Here is a 16,131-nt window from a genome sequence, read left to right on the forward strand (position 1 = left end):
CTTTATGGATAAAGTCTGGCTGCAGCACTACCCCACCGGTATTCCTGCCACTATCGAAGATCAGGCCCAGCAGTACTCGTCCTTGCTGGATGTATTTGAACAAAGTTGTACCGAATTCGCGCAGCGCACTGCCTATATCAGCATGGGCAAACGTATGAGCTACCGCGAGCTGTCAACGAATGCCATGGCCTTGGCCAGTTGGCTGCAAAGTGCCGGAATCAAGAAAGGGGACCGTGTCGCCCTGATGATGCCCAATATGCTGCAATACCCCATCAGTCTGTATGGGGTATTGCGCAGTGGGGCTACCATTATTAATACCAACCCGCTGTACACGGCACGCGAGCTGCGTCACCAACTGCAAGACAGCGGCGCGGAAACCATCATCATTGCGGAAAACTTTGCCCATGTGCTGCAGGAAATCCTGCACGAGACGCCGATCAAGCGCGTCATCGTGACCAGCGTGGGCGATTGCCTGGGTAGCTTTAAAGGATGGCTGGTCAACCAAGTCGTGCGCCATATTAAAAAGGGTGTGCCTGCCTGGTCTTTGCCCGGTGCCATTTCCTTTAAAACTGTCTTGGCCAAAGGGCGCACCCGCCCCCCCAGCCCCGTTACACTCACCCATGATGACATTGCCTGCCTGCAGTACACCGGCGGTACCACCGGGGTGGCCAAAGGCGCCATTTTGACTCACGGCAATCTGGTCTCTAACCTGAGCCAGGCCCTATCCTGGATTCGCCCTTATCTGAAAGAAGGCCAGATCGACTGCGTGGTCACGGCCTTGCCGCTCTACCATATCTTCGCCTTCACCGCGAACCTGCTAGTCTTCCTGCGCCTGGGCGCAGAAAACTTGCTAATCATTAATGCGCGCGACATTCCGGCCATGATCAAGGACATGTCCAAGCTGCGTTTTACCGCCATTACCGGGGTGAACACGCTGTTCAATGCCATGCTCAATAATGCAGAGTTTCGCAAACTGGATTTCTCCTCGCTGCGCTTTACGCTGGGCGGTGGCATGGCGGTTCAAGAAGTCGTGGCCAAACGCTGGCTGGAAGCGACAGGCAAACCCTTGGCCCAGGCTTACGGCCTGACCGAAACCTCGCCCGCTGCCACCATCAACCCGCTGGATAAGCTCGAGTTCACCGGCTCAATTGGCCTACCCGTTCCGTCTACCGACATACGCATACGCGACGAAGACCAGAACGACCTGCCCTTGGGTGAAACCGGCGAGCTCTGCATTCGTGGGCCACAAGTGACTCCCGGCTATTGGCAACGCCCCGATGAAACCGCTAAGGCCTTTGACCGAGACGGTTTTTTACGCACGGGCGATATCGGCTATATGGACGAGCAAGGGTATGTATTCCTGCTGGACCGCAAAAAAGACATGATTCTGGTCTCGGGCTTTAACGTCTACCCCAATGAAGTAGAAGCCGTGGCCGCACAGCACCCGGATATTATCGAGGCCGCTGCCGTCGGTGTTCCCGATGAAAAAGCGGGTGAAGTCGTCAAACTTTATGTCATCAGCCGTAATCCTGAGCTGACTGAAAAAGACGTCATTGCCTTCTGCCGCAAGAATCTGACAGGCTACAAGACCCCCCGCATGGTGGAGTTCCGCGAGGACTTGCCACGCACTAACGTCGGTAAAATTCTGCGCCGCGAGCTACGTCCCTAACACGTATTCAAAGCGCGCTTAGACCAAGAAGAAAGGGGCTTATGCCCCTTTTTCATTAACCGGAGTATTCATAAACAAATAAGAATCGGATCGTTCGTAGCCCTGATACCGCTCTTTAGAATGGAACGAACTATTTATATAAGCGAGTGTCAGAATGCACGCCCTGTCCCGCCTCTCGGAAGCCAATCGCACCGCGATTGCCCAAATCACCGACGAGCTCGATCCGCTGTCCCTGAACTGGCTGTCCGGCTATCTCGCGGGTGTTGCTCAAGTACGCCATACCGGCCTTCCTGCCCAAGCGCCCGCCTCCCCCGAATTGTCTTTGGTACCCGCCGCCAACGCTCCTGCACAACGGCCGGCCACGATTCTCTTTGGCAGTCAGACAGGCAATGCCCAACGCGTTGCCGAAGCCTTTGCCCAACGCTGCGATGCCGCCGGTATTCCTGTGCGTTTGCTGCGCGCCGACCGTTACCCTACGCGCGAACTGAAAGACGAGCGCTTGCTGTACGTCGTTATTAGTACTCAGGGCGAAGGCGATCCACCGGATGACTCCATTGCCTTTTTCGAGTTCCTGTCCGGTGCCCGCGCCCCTAAACTGCCCGAACTGAAATTCGGCGTATTGGGTCTGGGTGATTCCAGCTATCCCCTGTTCTGTGGCATTGCGGAAAAAATCGATCAACGCCTTCTGGCCTTGGGTGCAGAACGCATCGTAGACGCTGGCTTGGCCGATCTGGATATCGACACCGTCGCCGCCCCCTGGCAGGAAAAAGCGTTTGGTTTGCTCCAAGCCGATCATCAAGCCCATGCTGTCGCAGTTCCTGCTGCCCAAGCCAGCAATATCACCGTCCTGGAGACACAAGCACGCAGCAGCTATACGCGCGACAACCCTTTCCAGGCCACCGTTCTGCAAAATCAGAGCATTACGGGCCGCGAAAGCACTCGCAATATCTACCACTATGAATTGTCCCTGGAAGGCAGCGGCCTGACGTATCAGCCCGGCGACGCCTTGGGTGTATGGCCCACACAAAACGAGAAACTGGTTGAAGCCCTTATCCAGGCCCTGAAGCTGGACCCACAAGAAGTGGTCACCCTTCAGGACAAGACTCACAGTGTGCAAGAGTGGCTGCGCCACTACCGCGAACTGACTCAGCTGACCAAGCCCTTCCTGGTCGAGTTGTCCAAACGTAATTCAGACACGATTCTGCAAACAGCGGTCGGTCCAAACGGCTTGAGCACCTTGCAGGAACTATTGCAGACCCATCAGGTTCTGGACGTCGTGCAACGCTTCCCTGCCACCTGGAGCGCGGCCGAACTGGTGCAGGCTCTGCGACCCTTAACACCGCGTATGTACTCAATTGCATCCAGCCAATCCGAGGTGGATGAAGAAGTCCACCTGACCGTGGCCAATGTGCAGTATCAATTCAATGAACAGGATCGTTGGGGCGTTACCTCCGACTACCTGGCCCGCCTGAACGAAGGCGATACCGTACCGGTATTCATTGACCCCAATACGCGTTTCCGCCTGCCTGAAGACAGCAGCCGTGACGTGATCATGATTGGACCTGGCACAGGTGTTGCCCCGTTCCGGGCCTTTGTGCAAGAACGCGGCATCAAGGGTGGGGAAGGCCGCAACTGGCTGTTCTTTGGCAACCCGCATTTTCACTCCGATTTCCTCTACCAGACCGAATGGCAACGCGCCTTGCAGGACGGTCAGTTGCAGCACCTGGATCTGGCCTTCTCACGCGACCAGGAAAACAAAGTCTACGTTCAACACCGCTTGCTGGAAAAAGCCGCTGAGGTCTACGCCTGGATTCAGGGTGGCGCTCACATTTATGTGTGTGGCGATGCGACCCACATGGCCAAGGACGTACACCAGGCTCTGCAAGAAATTGCCCGTAAAGAAGGCGGACTGGATGCCGATCAGGCACGCAGCTGGTTGGAAGAACTTTCGGCGCAGGGCCGCTACGCCCGCGACGTTTATTAAGAAGCAAAGACATGACAACAAAGAAAATCGCCGCTATCGAGCAAGTCAAAATTGATAGCCGCTATTTGCGCGGCGGCATCACCGAGGGTCTTGCCGACCCGATCACTGGCGCGATCAGCGAAGACGACAACAAGCTGCTGAAGTTTCACGGCAGCTATCAGCAAGACGACCGCGATCAACGCGAGGACCGCCGCAAGCAAAAACTGGAGCCCGCATTCAGTTTCATGATTCGTGCCCGCTTGCCCGGTGGCGTAGTCACACCCGCCCAATGGCTGGCCTTTGACCAGATCGCCTGTGACTGGGCCCAATTTGGCCTGCGCATTACCACCCGCCAGACCTTTCAATGGCACGGCGTTCGTAAACCGTTTTTGAAACCCACACTGCAAGCCATTAATGACGCCATGTCCACGACACTGGCCACTTGCGGCGACGTGAACCGTCAGGTGGTCAGCGCGACCAACCCGTTGCTGTCCGAACAGCATGGTCTGGTCCAGGAGTGGGCGGACAAGATTTCCGAGACCTTCCTGCCCAAGACCCGCGCCTATGCCGAGATTTGGCTGGACGGCAAAAAAGTCGAAGACGCTATCGATGGCGAGGACTTTGAGCCGCTGTACGGCAAAACTTATCTGCCCCGCAAATTCAAGATTGGCATTGCCGTGCCTCCTTTGAATGATGTGGATGTGTTTGCCCAGGATATCGGCCTGATTGCCATTATTGAAAACAATCAGCTGCTGGGCTTTAACGTCGCCATTGGCGGCGGTATGGGTGCCACCCACGGTGATGACACCACCTACCCGCGTCTGGGCAGCGTGATCGGTTTTGTACGCCCCGAACAATTACTGGCGGTTTGCGAAGCAGTAATCACCACTCAACGTGACCACGGCAACCGCGACGAGCGCCGCCATGCCCGTTTGAAGTACACCGTGGATAAGCTGGGTGCCGACTGGTTCCTGGAAGAAGTACAAAACCGCAGTGGCCAAACCCTGGAGCCGTCCCGTCCCTACCACTTTGACCACAACGGCGACCGCTTCGGCTGGACCCAAGGCACGAATGGCCGTTGGCACTTGAGCCTACGCGTGGACTCGGGGCGCATCATGGATACCGAGGTTGGCCCCTGGCTGACAGGTATGCGCGAGATTGCCAAGATTCACCAAGGGCAGTTTCGCCTGACCTGCAACCAGAACCTGATCATTGCCGATGTTCCCGAGGCCGATAAGGCTGCTATCGACAAGCTGGTTGCGGATCACAAGCTGGACGTATACCAGACGCAAAGCGGCATACGCAGCAGCACGATTGCCTGTGTGTCTCTGCCTACTTGCGGTTTGGCCATGGCGGAAAGCGAACGTTACGCCCCCATCCTGCTGCCCAAGCTGGAAACCTTGTTGGACAAGTATCAGCTGCGCGACGAGCGCATTGTGCTGCGCATCTCCGGCTGCCCCAATGGCTGCGCCCGTCCTTATCTGGGGGAAATTGCCCTAGTAGGCCGTGCCCTGGGTCGTTATGACCTGCGCTTGGGCGCCAATTTCAGCGGCGAACGCCTGAACGTCATCTATCGCCAGAACATTGCCGAGCCTGAAATCTTGAGCATTCTGGACGAGCTCTTTGGCCGCTTTGCTGCCGAGCGTCTGGAAAGCGAACACTTTGGGGATTTCCTGGTTCGTACAGGCGTTGTTGCCGAGCCTTCAAGCCGCTTGATTCCCTTGGTTTTACAACCGGCCTGACTATGAACCTCTTTCCTTTATTCGCCAATTTGAAACAGCGCGCGGTGCTGGTGATCGGCGGTGGAGAAATCGCCGAGCGCAAGGTCCGTCTGGTACTGGCTGCCGGAGCTCAGGTAACGCTGGTCGCCCCCTACGTGGTGGACAGCCTGGAAGAGTTGGCCCGGCAAGGACGCATCACCCTGATCCGGGAGCGCTACCAAACGCAGCACCTACAAGGTGCTTGGCTGATTATTGCCGCGACCGACAAGCGGGACGTGAACCAGGTCATTGCCCAGGATGCCCAAGAGGCGCGCATTCTGGTCAATGTGGTGGACGATCCCGAATTGTCCAGTTTTCAGGTACCGGCTATTGTGGATCGCTCTCCGCTGATTATTGCCATTTCGTCAGCAGGTTCGGCCCCCATGTTGGCACGGCGAGTCAGGGAGCAACTGGAAACCATGTTGGACCATAGCTTGGGGGCAATCAGCCGTCTGGCTCAGGAATACCGCAGTGCCATCCGTCGCGCTCGCCCTGAATTGGGTGCCCGTCGCCGGTTTTATGACTGGCTGCTGGATGGCCCGGTCGGTGCTGCCCTGCGCAGTCATCAAACCGAGCAGGCTCGTCTAAGCCTGGAAAACGAACTGCAACAGCCTGAATCTTCCAAAGCTACGCAAGGACGCGTGATTCTGGTGGGTGCCGGTCCGGGCGATCCTGGCCTGCTAACACTGCACGCCTTGCGCGCCCTGAACCGTGCCGATGTAATCCTGTACGATCGTCTGGTTTCCGATCAGGTAATGGAACTGGCACGTCGCGATGCTCACCGTATTTTTGTCGGCAAGCAATTGGGCGAGGATCACCATCAAACCCAAAACCGCATTCATCAGCTGATGATTGAACATGCACGAGCCGGCCAAACCGTCGTGCGCCTGAAGGGCGGTGACGGCTTTATTTTTGGCCGCGGCGGTGAGGAGTTGGAGTATCTGGCTGAGCACGGCATCGCGTTTGAGGTAGTGCCCGGCATTACTGCTGCCATCGCGTGCGCCGCTTACAGCGGTATTCCGCTGACCCATCGCGATCATGCTCAATCCGTGCAATTTGTGACGGCACACCGCAAGAGCGGTCATGGCATTGAAGATTGGAATCCCTTGCTGGATACCAGCCAAACCGTAGCCGTATACATGGGCCTGCAGCAAATCCTGGGCTTTAGCCATGAGCTGATGCAGCGTGGTCGTAGTGCCAGCACGCCCTGCGCCTTGATTGAAAATGGTTCACGCCCTGAACAACGCACCTTGCTGTCGACACTGGAAAATATTGCCCAGGATGCGCAGCAACATCAATTTGCCAGCCCCTGCATTTTGGTGATTGGTCAGGTGGCCACCTTGGGTAGCACTTTGTCCTGGTATGGCGAGTTGATTGATCAACTCAGTCCACGGGCAGCGCTTGAACAAGAGGTGGACAGTACGCTGGTCGCGGCCTGAACGCGATTTCCCAAAGGCATGGACTAGTACCGCAGCAAAGTGACGGTTCTACGCATACAACACAGGCTCCAATCCATAACCTCAATGCATGTAGTAGCAGCAATTTTAAAGCCCCTGCATTTGGGTGATGAGAAAGACGGCCGCTTTAAGCTGCACTTTCCTCCCTCATTGGTTTCTTTATTAGCTACGTCAAAGTGAACAAAAAAGGCCCTCAACAACACATGTTGAGGGCCTTTTTGTTAGATATTCTGATGCTTCTGCATCAGTAGCCAAACACGCACACCGCCGTCAGCGGCCTCTACAGAAAAAGTGTGAAACAGAAAGTGGCATGGTCATTTTCTATAAATTGAAAGTGCTGAGCAGCCGGCAGCCTCCTCCTCCCTGAGCCCGGACGGCCGGCGGATCTCTTTAACGCTGCCCCAAAGCCGCAAACAAGGCCCGCAAAGCACTATCCAGCAGGTAACCAATCAGACCAATCAAGACAATCACCGCCATCAGCTCGGAATACGCCATGCGATCACGCGTATCCAAAATCAGGTAGCCCAAACCAGCGGACACACCCAGCATTTCGCAGGGCACCAACACAATCCACAACACACCAATCGCCAAGCGACTGCCCGTCAGCACCGAGCCAACAATGCCCGGCAGAATCAAATACAAAAGCGTTTCCAGCTTGGTCGCTGCCAGACTACGGCCCAGCATCAGCCAACGCGGATTCAAATGGCGTACGCCCGAAGCAGTATTGAGCAAGACGGGCCAGACACCGGCCACACCCAAAAGAAAATAGATAGGCGCGTCTCCAATCCCAAACGCCATGACAGCAATCGGCATCCAGGATAGGGGCGAGATCATGCGCAGAAACTGAAACAAGGGTGTCAAAGCGGCATGCGCTCTGGCAGACAAGCCCAGCAGCAAGCCTGCCGGCACACCCACACCCAAAGAAATCGCCAGCCCAACAAAAATGCGCTGTAGGCTGGCGCCCACATGCATCCAGGTCTCTGACCAGCCCAATATTTCCAGCAGGCTAGGGAAAGCAGCGCTTGGGCCAAACTGATGCATCAAGGGACTGCTGGACCAGGCTGTTGCCAGCCACCACAGCAGCACCCCGGCCAGCAAACCGCCCAGCCCCCACAGCGTGCTCGAGACCCAGGCGTTCAACTTGGGCCGCTGCACTGACACCGGCCTATCAGACTGCACCACCTGTGGCACGCTGGAGGACGAAGCGGAAGCACTTAGACTCATACAACAATGCTCTCGTTACGGGTGTACTGCTCAGGCAAGCCAAACTGCGCCAGACCACCCTGCTTTTCCAGAGCCGCACGTACAAAACGGTCATCCACCAAGTCGCTGGCGACATGTTGCGGAGACAAGCCCTCCAGAAAACCACGCTCGCCCTGAATTAAGGTGCCTTGCAGCATTTGCACCAAAGACTCTGTGTAGCTGGGGAAAGGATAGGGTTGAAAATCGATACGCTGGTCATCCCAATCCGGGTGACGAATCACGCCCGACTCCAGGTATTCAGCGCGGTCTGCTGGATCTGGGGACAGGACTTTCAACAGGTTTTCCTGAGTGTGCGGGGTGTAGCGATTGCCACCTTCACGCGACAAGATTTGGGCCGCTTCGGCGCGGTTGCTCCGTATCCAGATCTGCGCCTTGACCAGACCGTCCACCACACCTTGTGACCACTGAGGCCGCGTCTGCAAGTCCTGCTCATGCATAAAGGCCACGCAACAGGCATGATCGCGCCAGACATCGCCAGTGAAACGCAAAATGCGACCCATACCCTGCGTTTCAGCCAAGGCATTGAAAGGCTCGGCCACGGTAAAACCGGCAATTCTTCCCGAAGCCAGCGCAGGCGGCATATCGGCAGGTGCCATCACCACCAGATTGACCTCATTGGCGGCTGGCTTACCAGAGCTTTTCACCACGGGGGTCAAGCCATGTGCTTTCAGCACATGCTGCAAGACCACGTTATGAACGGAATACCAGAAAGGAATAGCCACTGTCTGCCCACCTAACTGCTCGGCAGAACTGATGTTCTGTGCCACCGTAATGGCCGAACCACTCATATGATTCCAGGCGACGACTTTCGCAGGTACTTTGCTGCCGTAACGCGCCCAGACCGTCATGGGCGAGAGCAGATGCACCAGGTTAACCTGTCCGGAGATAAAGGCCTCGATCAGTTGGGCCCAGCTGCGCACCATCACCGGCTTTTCAACCGCAATGCCCGCCTCTTCAAAGTAACCATTGTGATGTGCTACCAACATGGCGGTGGCATCAGTAATAGGTAAATAGCCAATGCGCAAAGGTGCATCCGACTCGCTTTGCGCACGGGCATTACGCTGTGCCAGCAAGGGAGCAGCACCGGCCACCGTCAACAGAGACGCCAGCTTCAGCAGGTCACGACGGGTTCGGGACGTAGGAGATTCAATCATGAAAGGCACCTTACAAAACAGTAGCGTGAACCGTCTGATACAGGCTTTGCTCAAGACAGGCCACAATTTCCAGGCGTATGGCCTGAAGCCAGTTATCCAGATGAGAGCGGGGGTGAGCCGGACAGGTCCATTCGCGTTGTAAGCCTGCAGGACGGCCCCCTAATAGAAGCACCCGGTCGGCCAACAAGAGGGCTTCGTCAATATCGTGCGTAACCAGCACAATGGCGCAGCCCGTCTGGTCACGAATCGACAAAATCAGCTCCTGCATCTGGCGACGGGTCACTTCGTCCAATGCGCCAAAGGGCTCATCCATCAACAAGACCTGGGGGCGTCTGGCCAGACAGCGAGCAATGGCAACGCGTTGCGCCATCCCACCCGACAAAGCACCGGGGCGTTGATAGCGGCTTTCATACAAACCCACTTGGCGCAAAGCCTGCTCTACACGCAGACGGCGCTCTGCCGCAGGCAAAGAGGGTTGGCGGGCGAAGCCCAGACCAAAGCCCGTATTGGCCTGCACGTTCAACCACGGCAACAAGATAGCTTCCTGGAAAGCCATGGCCAGGGCAGGATGAACCCCGCGCACGGCTTGTCCTAGAAACGAAACTTCGCCCTGGGTGGGCACCTGCAAACCAGCCAGTACCCGCAACAAGGAGGACTTGCCCACTCCGCTAGGGCCTAAGAGTGCGACGATCTCGCCAGCCTGCACATCCAGGTCCAGATTCTGCAAGATAGTCTGGCCACCGTAGGCCAGACTGATACCACGCGCGGATAAAAGCCCGGCCTCTTCAAAATTGCGATGAGAGGGGGCGGTGAAACTCATGGAGCATCCTGCCCAAGCTCAGCTTTCAGCTGAGCTACTGTGGGGGAAATCAAAGGCACCAGCATGGCTTCGCGATAGCGGCGCAACAGTTGGGGATGCTTGCCTTGCATATAGGTCGCACCACCAATGGCAGAGCTTTCCAAAGCAACAGCCTGAGAAGCCAGACTGCTCAGTTCAATACGAACTTTGAACAGATCAGGCGGTGTGGCCGAGCCAGGTTTACGAACGGCATCAACCAGCACATCAGACAGTTTCTGGACACGATCCAGCAAGCGACGAGCAGGCTCTTCCTGCACCCACTGGCAGCGCGGCGCAGCTAATACTTGCTTCAGGGACCGGCGTGCCAGACCCATCGTCATGCCACATTGCAGCGCCATGAATCGTGGCCGTACCGAGCGTACAAACTGGCCTGCATCGGGATGCATCAAACGCTCCGCGCCTAGACGCACCGCATCGAACTGCAAGGCGGCCGTATTACTGCCACGCAAGCCAACCAGATCCAGATCAGCAGAGCGCTCCAAACCGGAGTCACCCAATTCCGCAACCCAAATGCCCGCTTGATCCTCTGGCATGGCGGCCACGACCGCAACCAGACATTTTCCGGGGCGCAGATTAGTAATCCAGGGCAAACGGCCTTCAAACTGCCACTGACCCTGCTCGGGTTGAGCGCGTACTTGCAGCTCTTCGATGCCACCCAAAAATTTGATGGCATTGGACAGGCCAGTTGCACCGGCAATCGTGCCGTCCAGCAAACCGGGCAGGTAACGCTCGCGCATGGCCGGGTCCTGAACATCCCGCAGATATTCAATAAACGTGCGCTGGCTCCAGAGAACAAAGCCTGCCGTCAACGAATGTTCGGCTACGGCCACAATGGACTGAACAGCATCGCCAAAGTCAGAAAAGTCCGCTTCCAGGCCCAGGCTTAACAAGCCGTCCTGCGCCAGCCGTGGCAGCAAGGCCTGTGCCTGGGAGGCATCGTTATCCAGAGACAAGGCATGCTCTTCCAGCCACTGGGCCAAGTGGGGCGATAGAACAGGCTGCTCTGAGGCCAGCACAGCCTGCTCAGCGCGCTTTAAGGCGTTTCCCATGCGTAGGCCTCCAGCTGGCTATTGAGGGGCGTCTGGGCCAGATTATTGGCAAAGTTGCAGATCGTCGCCAGACCAATGCCGGTGATCACTTCCAGCGCCTGCTGATCGCCATAACCCGCAGCACGGAAATCAGCCAATGCCTGATCGGAGACCTGGCCACGGGTATCAATTACCGCACGGCTGAACAGCGCCAAGGCTTGCAAGCGTTCATCATTGATCTGGTCAAAGCCACGGGCACGCAAGGCGGCCAGGATTTCTGGGTCCAGCTTGGCTTTGTTGGTAGCGATTGCAGTGTGACCCGCCACGCAGAAGCGACAGCCATGGGTGGTACCGGCGACCAGTTGCACGACCTCGCGCTCGATCAGGGACAGGCTGGCTGTAGCGTTCAAGGCGGACATATCCTGGTAGGCTTGCAGCGCAACGGGGGCATTAGCCAAAACCGCCAACAGATTGGATAAAAAGCCGCTACCGCGAACCGCTTTTTCAAGGGCAGGTTTGACCGCGTCAGGAGCGGAGTCCACAGTATGTAAAGTTAAGCGGGTCATGATCGCGTCCATTCCTTAATTAATCTGGAAAGGTTTTATTGTCGATCGTATGAGCCCTTATCTCCATGTGCGAACATAGCGGTATTCATATTAAAAATATCCACGAAAAGAAATAAGCATATTTTCTGCATGAGCGATTCTGCCCTCCCTGACAGCCATTGCGCTGTCGACTCTAAAGACACAGGACACCGCCCTGTGGAGGAGCTGCTGTTATCCGGGCTGGAGATCTCGGCCAGCCTGTTTCACTTGGGCCAGTACTGCAACCAATGGGAAAGCAGCCTGCACGGGCATCAACGGGCGGGTTTCCATGTGGTTCTGCATGGGCCCTGCTGGCTGCATATCCAATACCAGGAAGCCTTGGTCTTACAAGCGGGCGATGCAGTCTTCTTCCTGCGAGATGTGCCCCACCGCTTAAGTTCGTCCCCGAATCCACCCGACTGGAATGCAGCTATGCAGCGGCAAACCATGCAGAGCCTGGAACATCAGGTGCCACAGAGCACCGGATTGCTCTGTGGTTTTCTGGATCTGGGTCGTGGCTTGAGCGAGTTGCTGTTGGCAACCGTGCCCGATGTTTTACTGATTGATAGCTCCCAAGCGGATGCAGACACCGGCCGTCCTTTACTGGACTTGATCCAGGCTGAAATGCGACGTCAGCCACAGGCTAATTCCACCCTGCTGGAGAAGCTGGTGGAGCTTTTATTGTTCTATACCTTGCGCCAGAAAATCGGGCAGACACCCGCCGAAGGTGCACTGCCTGCTGGCCTGATTCATCTGGCCAGCGATACTGCTTTTGGCGGTTTGATCGAGCAACTGCTACGCGAACCGGCCAAGGCCTGGTCAGTGGACGAGATGGCGGCCTATCTGAATATGTCCCGCGCAGCCTTTCATCGACGCTTTACGCTGCTGTGCGGCATGGCCCCTGCCCAGGTTCTGCTGCAACTGCGTATGCAACTAGCCAAGCGCCAGCTAGAGCAAGGTCTGACCATGGAGCAGATCGCAGAGCGTATCGGCTACAGCTCGGCAGCCGCCTTTAGCGCCGCGTTCCGGCGCAGTGTCGGTGTCAGCCCGGCGCAGTGGCGCAAGCAAGAGCCGCGCCGTTAAATCCATAGTAGTGGCTATGCCCTCGTAATGATGTCGCACAGCCCATTCAAATGCGCAGAAAAAAAAACCGCTTGTCATACCTACACAGCGTTTGGACATAAAAAAACCCCCGACCTGTAAACAGATCGGGGGTTTTTTTGACCTACCAGGGCCAAGCCTAAGCCTGGCACCTGAGCAAGCGTTTAGATCACGCGGGCTGCTTCGATCAGACGCACAACAGTCCAGGACTTGCTGCGGCTGATAGGACGGCCTTCAATAATCTCAACGGTATCGCCTTCGTTGAACTGGTTGGTCTCGTCGTGCGCTTTGTATTTATTGGAGCGGACGATGATCTTGCCATACAAAGGATGTTTAACGCGGCGTTCAACCAGAACGACGACAGTTTTGTCCATCTTGTTGCTGACAACTTGACCAATCAAGCTACGTTGACGTTTTGCTGGAGTTTGAGTTTCGCTCATCTTACTTTCCTGCGGTCTCAGCCATGACGGTACGGACGCGAGCGATGTCGCGACGTACTTTACCGATTTGGCTGGTGTTGGAAAGCTGTTGAGTAGCACGCTGCATACGCAGGTTAAATTGTGCTTTCAACAGGCTCTCGAGCTCAGTTTGGAGCTCGGCGGCATCTTTAGTACGGAGTTCGCTGGCTTTCATGACGTCTCCTTAAGCACCGATCTGACGCGTTACGAACGTCGTCGAGATAGGCAGCTTGGCGGCGGCCAGACGGAATGCTTCGCGTGCCAGCTCTTCGCTAACACCTTCCATTTCGTACAAGACCTTACCTGGTTGAATCTCAGCGACCCAGAACTCTGGATTCCCTTTACCTTTACCCATACGAACTTCAGCAGGTTTCTGCGAAATCGGCTTATCGGGGAAGATACGGATCCAAATTCGGCCACCACGTTTGATGTGACGGTTAATTGCACGACGAGCTGCTTCGATTTGACGAGCAGTCAGACGGCCACGGTCAGTGGCCTTAAGACCAAATTCGCCAAACGAAACTTGCGCACCACGCGTAGCCAGACCGGTATTACGGCCTTTATGCTCTTTGCGAAACTTTCTGCGAGCTGGTTGCAGCATGTTTATTCTCCTTCGGACGTAGCAGGAGCTGCGTCTTTACGAGGCGCGCGACCACGACCACCAGGGCGACGATTTTCAGGACGATCGCCACGTGGACGACGTGGGCGGCGCTCATCAGGGGCCACGGTATCTACAGGCATTTCGCCGTTAGGCAACATGTCGCCCTTGTAGACCCAGACCTTGATACCGATAATTCCGTACGTCGTATGTGCTTCAGACGTGCCGTAATCGATGTTAGCGCGCAGAGTGTGAAGAGGCACACGACCTTCGCGATACCATTCGGTACGAGCGATTTCGATGCCGTTCAAACGACCCGCGCTCATGATCTTGATGCCTTGGGCACCCAGACGCATGGCGTTCTGCATGGAACGCTTCATCGCACGACGGAACATGATGCGCTTTTCCAATTGCTGAGCAATGGAGTCGGCGATCAGTTGAGCGTCGGTTTCAGGCTTGCGGATTTCTTCGATGTTAACGTGCACTGGCACGCCCAACAGACGCTGCAGGTCAGCCTTCAGGCTTTCGATGTCCTCGCCGCGCTTGCCGATCACTACACCAGGACGAGCCGAGTAAATAGTGATGCGAGCATTCTTGGCAGGACGCTCGATGACCACACGGCCAACGGACGCGCTTTTCAGCTTGCGTTTCAGGTATTCGCGCACACGGATGTCGTCAGCCAACATCGCACCGAACGCAGCACCGTCGGCGTACCAACGCGAGCTCCAGTTACGGTTAACAGCCAGGCGGAACCCAATTGGGTGGATTTTCTGTCCCATTGTGACTCCTTAAGCGCCGACTTTGACCACAATGTGGCAAGTCTGCTTCTCAATACGGTTACCGCGGCCTTTGGCTCGTGCAGAAAAACGCTTCAACGATTGGCCCTTGTCCACAAAAATGGAGGTGACTTTCAATTCGTCGATATCGGCGCCGTCATTGTGCTCAGCGTTGGCAATTGCCGACTCCAGAGCTTTCTTGATGATGCCAGCGGCTTTCTTAGGAGTGAAAGTCAGCGTATTCAGAGCGTGAGCGACGGACTTGCCGCGGATCAGGTCCGCGACCAGACGTGCTTTCTGCGCCGAAATATGGACTCCACGAATAATTGCTGTAGTTTCCATCACTTATCTCCGCGCCTTTTTATCCGCAGCGTGACCCTTGAACGTACGGGTCATGGCGAACTCACCGAGCTTGTGGCCAACCATGTTCTCGTTAATGTAAACGGGAATGTGTTGACGGCCATTGTGAACGGCAATGGTCAGCCCAATGAACTCAGGCAGGATGGTAGAACGGCGTGACCAGGTTTTGATCGGCCGTTTATCGTTACCCACGACGGCTGCATCCACCTTTTTGATCAGGTGAGCATCAACGAATGGGCCTTTTTTGATCGAACGTGACATAGTGTTCGCCCCTTACTTGCGCTTACGGCGCGAAACAATCATGTTGTCTGTGCGCTTGTTACGACGGGTGCGGTAGCCCTTGGCAGGAGTACCCCATGGGCTGACTGGCTCACGGCCTTCACCCGTACGACCTTCACCACCACCGTGCGGGTGATCGACTGGGTTCATTGCCACACCGCGAACGGTAGGACGAACACCACGCCAACGCACAGCACCAGCTTTACCGATCTGACGCAGGCTGTGATCGTGGTTGCTTACTTCGCCAATCGTAGCGCGGCAGTCGATGTGAATGCGGCGAACTTCACCGGAACGCAGACGTACTTGAGCGTACGTGCCTTCACGAGCCAACAACACAGCGGAACCACCTGCCGAACGAGCGATTTGAGCACCTTTACCAGGCAGCATCTCGATGCAGTGAATGGTTTGACCCACAGGAATGTTGCGGATAGGCAAGGTGTTGCCGGAACGGATAGGAGCATCCGCGCCAGAGAACAACGTTGTACCCACTTCCAAACCACGGGGAGCGATAATGTAACGACGTTCGCCGTCTGCGTAGCACACCAATGCGATGTGAGCGCTGCGGTTAGGATCGTATTCCAGACGTTCTACTTTCGCAGGAATACCGTCCTTGTTGCGACGGAAGTCGACAATACGGTAGTGCTGCTTGTGACCGCCGCCACGGTGACGAACCGTGATGTGACCGTTGTTGTTACGGCCACCGCTGCTGGATTTTTTCTCGAGCAGCGCCGCGTGAGGAGCGCCTTTGTGCAGTTCAGGGTGAACTACTTTGATCATGCCACGGCGACCTGGCGACGTTGGTTTAACTTTTACCAATGCCAT

At 56.1% G+C, this 16,131-nt stretch carries 17 protein-coding genes; 5 read left to right on the forward strand and 12 right to left on the reverse strand.

Features of this window, described 5'->3' with window-relative positions; translation table 11 throughout:
* The first annotated feature begins 4 nt into the window (after window positions 1–4).
* From IE156_RS15505 to cysG, 4 genes are all read left to right on the forward strand, one after another.
* Window positions 5–1,669, forward strand: coding sequence for an AMP-binding protein (locus tag IE156_RS15505; protein ID WP_189393561.1), 1,665 nt, complete (start codon window positions 5–7; stop codon window positions 1,667–1,669).
* A 154-nt stretch (window positions 1,670–1,823) separates the two neighbouring features.
* Entirely contained in the window at window positions 1,824–3,653 is a 1,830-nt protein-coding gene (locus tag IE156_RS15510) for an assimilatory sulfite reductase (NADPH) flavoprotein subunit (protein ID WP_189393562.1), read from the forward strand.
* Between the two features lie 11 nt (window positions 3,654–3,664).
* The gene (gene cysI / locus IE156_RS15515) at window positions 3,665–5,374 is read left to right on the forward strand and encodes an assimilatory sulfite reductase (NADPH) hemoprotein subunit (RefSeq protein ID WP_189393563.1); all 1,710 of its coding nucleotides are present in this window, start codon (window positions 3,665–3,667) and stop codon (window positions 5,372–5,374) included.
* Window positions 5,375–5,376: 2 nt separating this feature from the next.
* Window positions 5,377–6,831 (forward strand): siroheme synthase CysG, encoded by a 1,455-nt coding sequence (cysG, locus tag IE156_RS15520; protein ID WP_189393564.1) that lies wholly within the window; start codon window positions 5,377–5,379, stop codon window positions 6,829–6,831.
* Window positions 6,832–7,239: 408 nt separating this feature from the next.
* Here the strand turns inward: cysG and IE156_RS15525 are convergent, their stop codons facing one another.
* The 5 genes from IE156_RS15525 to IE156_RS15545 all read right to left on the reverse strand — a co-directional run bounded on the left by IE156_RS15525 (window position 7,240) and on the right by IE156_RS15545 (window position 11,719).
* Window positions 7,240–7,989, reverse strand: a complete 750-nt coding sequence (locus IE156_RS15525; RefSeq protein ID WP_189393874.1) for an ABC transporter permease — start codon at window positions 7,987–7,989, stop codon at window positions 7,240–7,242.
* Between the two features lie 80 nt (window positions 7,990–8,069).
* Complete coding sequence (locus tag IE156_RS15530; RefSeq protein WP_189393565.1) at window positions 8,070–9,266, reverse strand: ABC transporter substrate-binding protein; 1,197 nt, start codon at window positions 9,264–9,266, stop codon at window positions 8,070–8,072.
* A 10-nt stretch (window positions 9,267–9,276) separates the two neighbouring features.
* Window positions 9,277–10,086, reverse strand: a complete 810-nt coding sequence (locus IE156_RS15535; RefSeq protein WP_189393566.1) for an ABC transporter ATP-binding protein — start codon at window positions 10,084–10,086, stop codon at window positions 9,277–9,279.
* Window positions 10,083–11,174, reverse strand: coding sequence for an acyl-CoA dehydrogenase family protein (locus tag IE156_RS15540; protein WP_189393567.1), 1,092 nt, complete (start codon window positions 11,172–11,174; stop codon window positions 10,083–10,085). The genes IE156_RS15535 and IE156_RS15540 overlap by 4 nt, the downstream gene beginning before the upstream one ends.
* Complete coding sequence (locus IE156_RS15545) at window positions 11,159–11,719, reverse strand: carboxymuconolactone decarboxylase family protein (protein WP_189393568.1); 561 nt, start codon at window positions 11,717–11,719, stop codon at window positions 11,159–11,161. The genes IE156_RS15540 and IE156_RS15545 overlap by 16 nt, the downstream gene beginning before the upstream one ends.
* Before the next feature lie 129 nt (window positions 11,720–11,848).
* Between IE156_RS15545 and IE156_RS15550 the strand changes: the two genes are divergently transcribed.
* On the forward strand, window positions 11,849–12,820 hold the full coding sequence (locus tag IE156_RS15550; protein ID WP_189393569.1) for an AraC family transcriptional regulator: 972 nt from the start codon (window positions 11,849–11,851) through the stop codon (window positions 12,818–12,820).
* A gap of 182 nt (window positions 12,821–13,002) precedes the next feature.
* Here the strand turns inward: IE156_RS15550 and rpsQ are convergent, their stop codons facing one another.
* From rpsQ to rplB, 7 genes are read right to left on the reverse strand one after another with little or no spacing between them, the layout of a single operon-like run.
* Window positions 13,003–13,278: a 30S ribosomal protein S17 gene (gene rpsQ, locus IE156_RS15555; protein WP_189393570.1), complete on the reverse strand. Its 276-nt coding sequence runs from the start codon at window positions 13,276–13,278 to the stop codon at window positions 13,003–13,005.
* A gap of 1 nt (window position 13,279) precedes the next feature.
* Window positions 13,280–13,471, reverse strand: coding sequence for a 50S ribosomal protein L29 (gene rpmC, locus IE156_RS15560; protein WP_189393571.1), 192 nt, complete (start codon window positions 13,469–13,471; stop codon window positions 13,280–13,282).
* A gap of 9 nt (window positions 13,472–13,480) precedes the next feature.
* Window positions 13,481–13,897: a 50S ribosomal protein L16 gene (gene rplP / locus IE156_RS15565; protein ID WP_189393572.1), complete on the reverse strand. Its 417-nt coding sequence runs from the start codon at window positions 13,895–13,897 to the stop codon at window positions 13,481–13,483.
* Window positions 13,898–13,899: 2 nt separating this feature from the next.
* Window positions 13,900–14,673 carry a 30S ribosomal protein S3 gene (gene rpsC / locus IE156_RS15570; protein ID WP_189393573.1) on the reverse strand — a complete coding sequence of 258 codons (774 nt, stop codon included), beginning with the start codon at window positions 14,671–14,673 and terminating at the stop codon, window positions 13,900–13,902.
* A 9-nt stretch (window positions 14,674–14,682) separates the two neighbouring features.
* The gene (gene rplV / locus IE156_RS15575) at window positions 14,683–15,012 is read right to left on the reverse strand and encodes a 50S ribosomal protein L22 (protein WP_189393574.1); all 330 of its coding nucleotides are present in this window, start codon (window positions 15,010–15,012) and stop codon (window positions 14,683–14,685) included.
* Between the two features lie 3 nt (window positions 15,013–15,015).
* Window positions 15,016–15,291, reverse strand: coding sequence for a 30S ribosomal protein S19 (gene rpsS / locus IE156_RS15580; RefSeq protein ID WP_189393575.1), 276 nt, complete (start codon window positions 15,289–15,291; stop codon window positions 15,016–15,018).
* A 12-nt stretch (window positions 15,292–15,303) separates the two neighbouring features.
* Complete coding sequence (gene rplB / locus IE156_RS15585) at window positions 15,304–16,131, reverse strand: 50S ribosomal protein L2 (protein ID WP_189393576.1); 828 nt, start codon at window positions 16,129–16,131, stop codon at window positions 15,304–15,306.

This window comes from Alcaligenes pakistanensis (assembly GCF_014652815.1).
Lineage (GTDB): Bacteria > Pseudomonadota > Gammaproteobacteria > Burkholderiales > Burkholderiaceae_B > Alcaligenes > Alcaligenes pakistanensis.

Excerpts from the sequence above, each read along its gene's own strand:
- IE156_RS15505 (WP_189393561.1), top strand. The coding sequence starts at position 5 with ATGGATAAAGTCTGGCTGCAGCACTACCCCACCGGTATTCCTGCCACT.
- IE156_RS15510 (WP_189393562.1), top strand. The coding sequence starts at position 1,824 with ATGCACGCCCTGTCCCGCCTCTCGGAAGCCAATCGCACCGCGATTGCC.
- cysI (WP_189393563.1), top strand. The coding sequence starts at position 3,665 with ATGACAACAAAGAAAATCGCCGCTATCGAGCAAGTCAAAATTGATAGC.
- cysG (WP_189393564.1), top strand. The coding sequence starts at position 5,377 with ATGAACCTCTTTCCTTTATTCGCCAATTTGAAACAGCGCGCGGTGCTG.
- IE156_RS15530 (WP_189393565.1), bottom strand. The coding sequence starts at position 9,266 with ATGATTGAATCTCCTACGTCCCGAACCCGTCGTGACCTGCTGAAGCTG.
- IE156_RS15535 (WP_189393566.1), bottom strand. The coding sequence starts at position 10,086 with ATGAGTTTCACCGCCCCCTCTCATCGCAATTTTGAAGAGGCCGGGCTT.
- IE156_RS15540 (WP_189393567.1), bottom strand. The coding sequence starts at position 11,174 with ATGGGAAACGCCTTAAAGCGCGCTGAGCAGGCTGTGCTGGCCTCAGAG.
- IE156_RS15545 (WP_189393568.1), bottom strand. The coding sequence starts at position 11,719 with ATGACCCGCTTAACTTTACATACTGTGGACTCCGCTCCTGACGCGGTC.
- IE156_RS15550 (WP_189393569.1), top strand. The coding sequence starts at position 11,849 with ATGAGCGATTCTGCCCTCCCTGACAGCCATTGCGCTGTCGACTCTAAA.
- rpsQ (WP_189393570.1), bottom strand. The coding sequence starts at position 13,278 with ATGAGCGAAACTCAAACTCCAGCAAAACGTCAACGTAGCTTGATTGGT.
- rpmC (WP_189393571.1), bottom strand. The coding sequence starts at position 13,471 with ATGAAAGCCAGCGAACTCCGTACTAAAGATGCCGCCGAGCTCCAAACT.
- rplP (WP_189393572.1), bottom strand. The coding sequence starts at position 13,897 with ATGCTGCAACCAGCTCGCAGAAAGTTTCGCAAAGAGCATAAAGGCCGT.
- rpsC (WP_189393573.1), bottom strand. The coding sequence starts at position 14,673 with ATGGGACAGAAAATCCACCCAATTGGGTTCCGCCTGGCTGTTAACCGT.
- rplV (WP_189393574.1), bottom strand. The coding sequence starts at position 15,012 with ATGGAAACTACAGCAATTATTCGTGGAGTCCATATTTCGGCGCAGAAA.
- rpsS (WP_189393575.1), bottom strand. The coding sequence starts at position 15,291 with ATGTCACGTTCGATCAAAAAAGGCCCATTCGTTGATGCTCACCTGATC.
- rplB (WP_189393576.1), bottom strand. The coding sequence starts at position 16,131 with ATGGCATTGGTAAAAGTTAAACCAACGTCGCCAGGTCGCCGTGGCATG.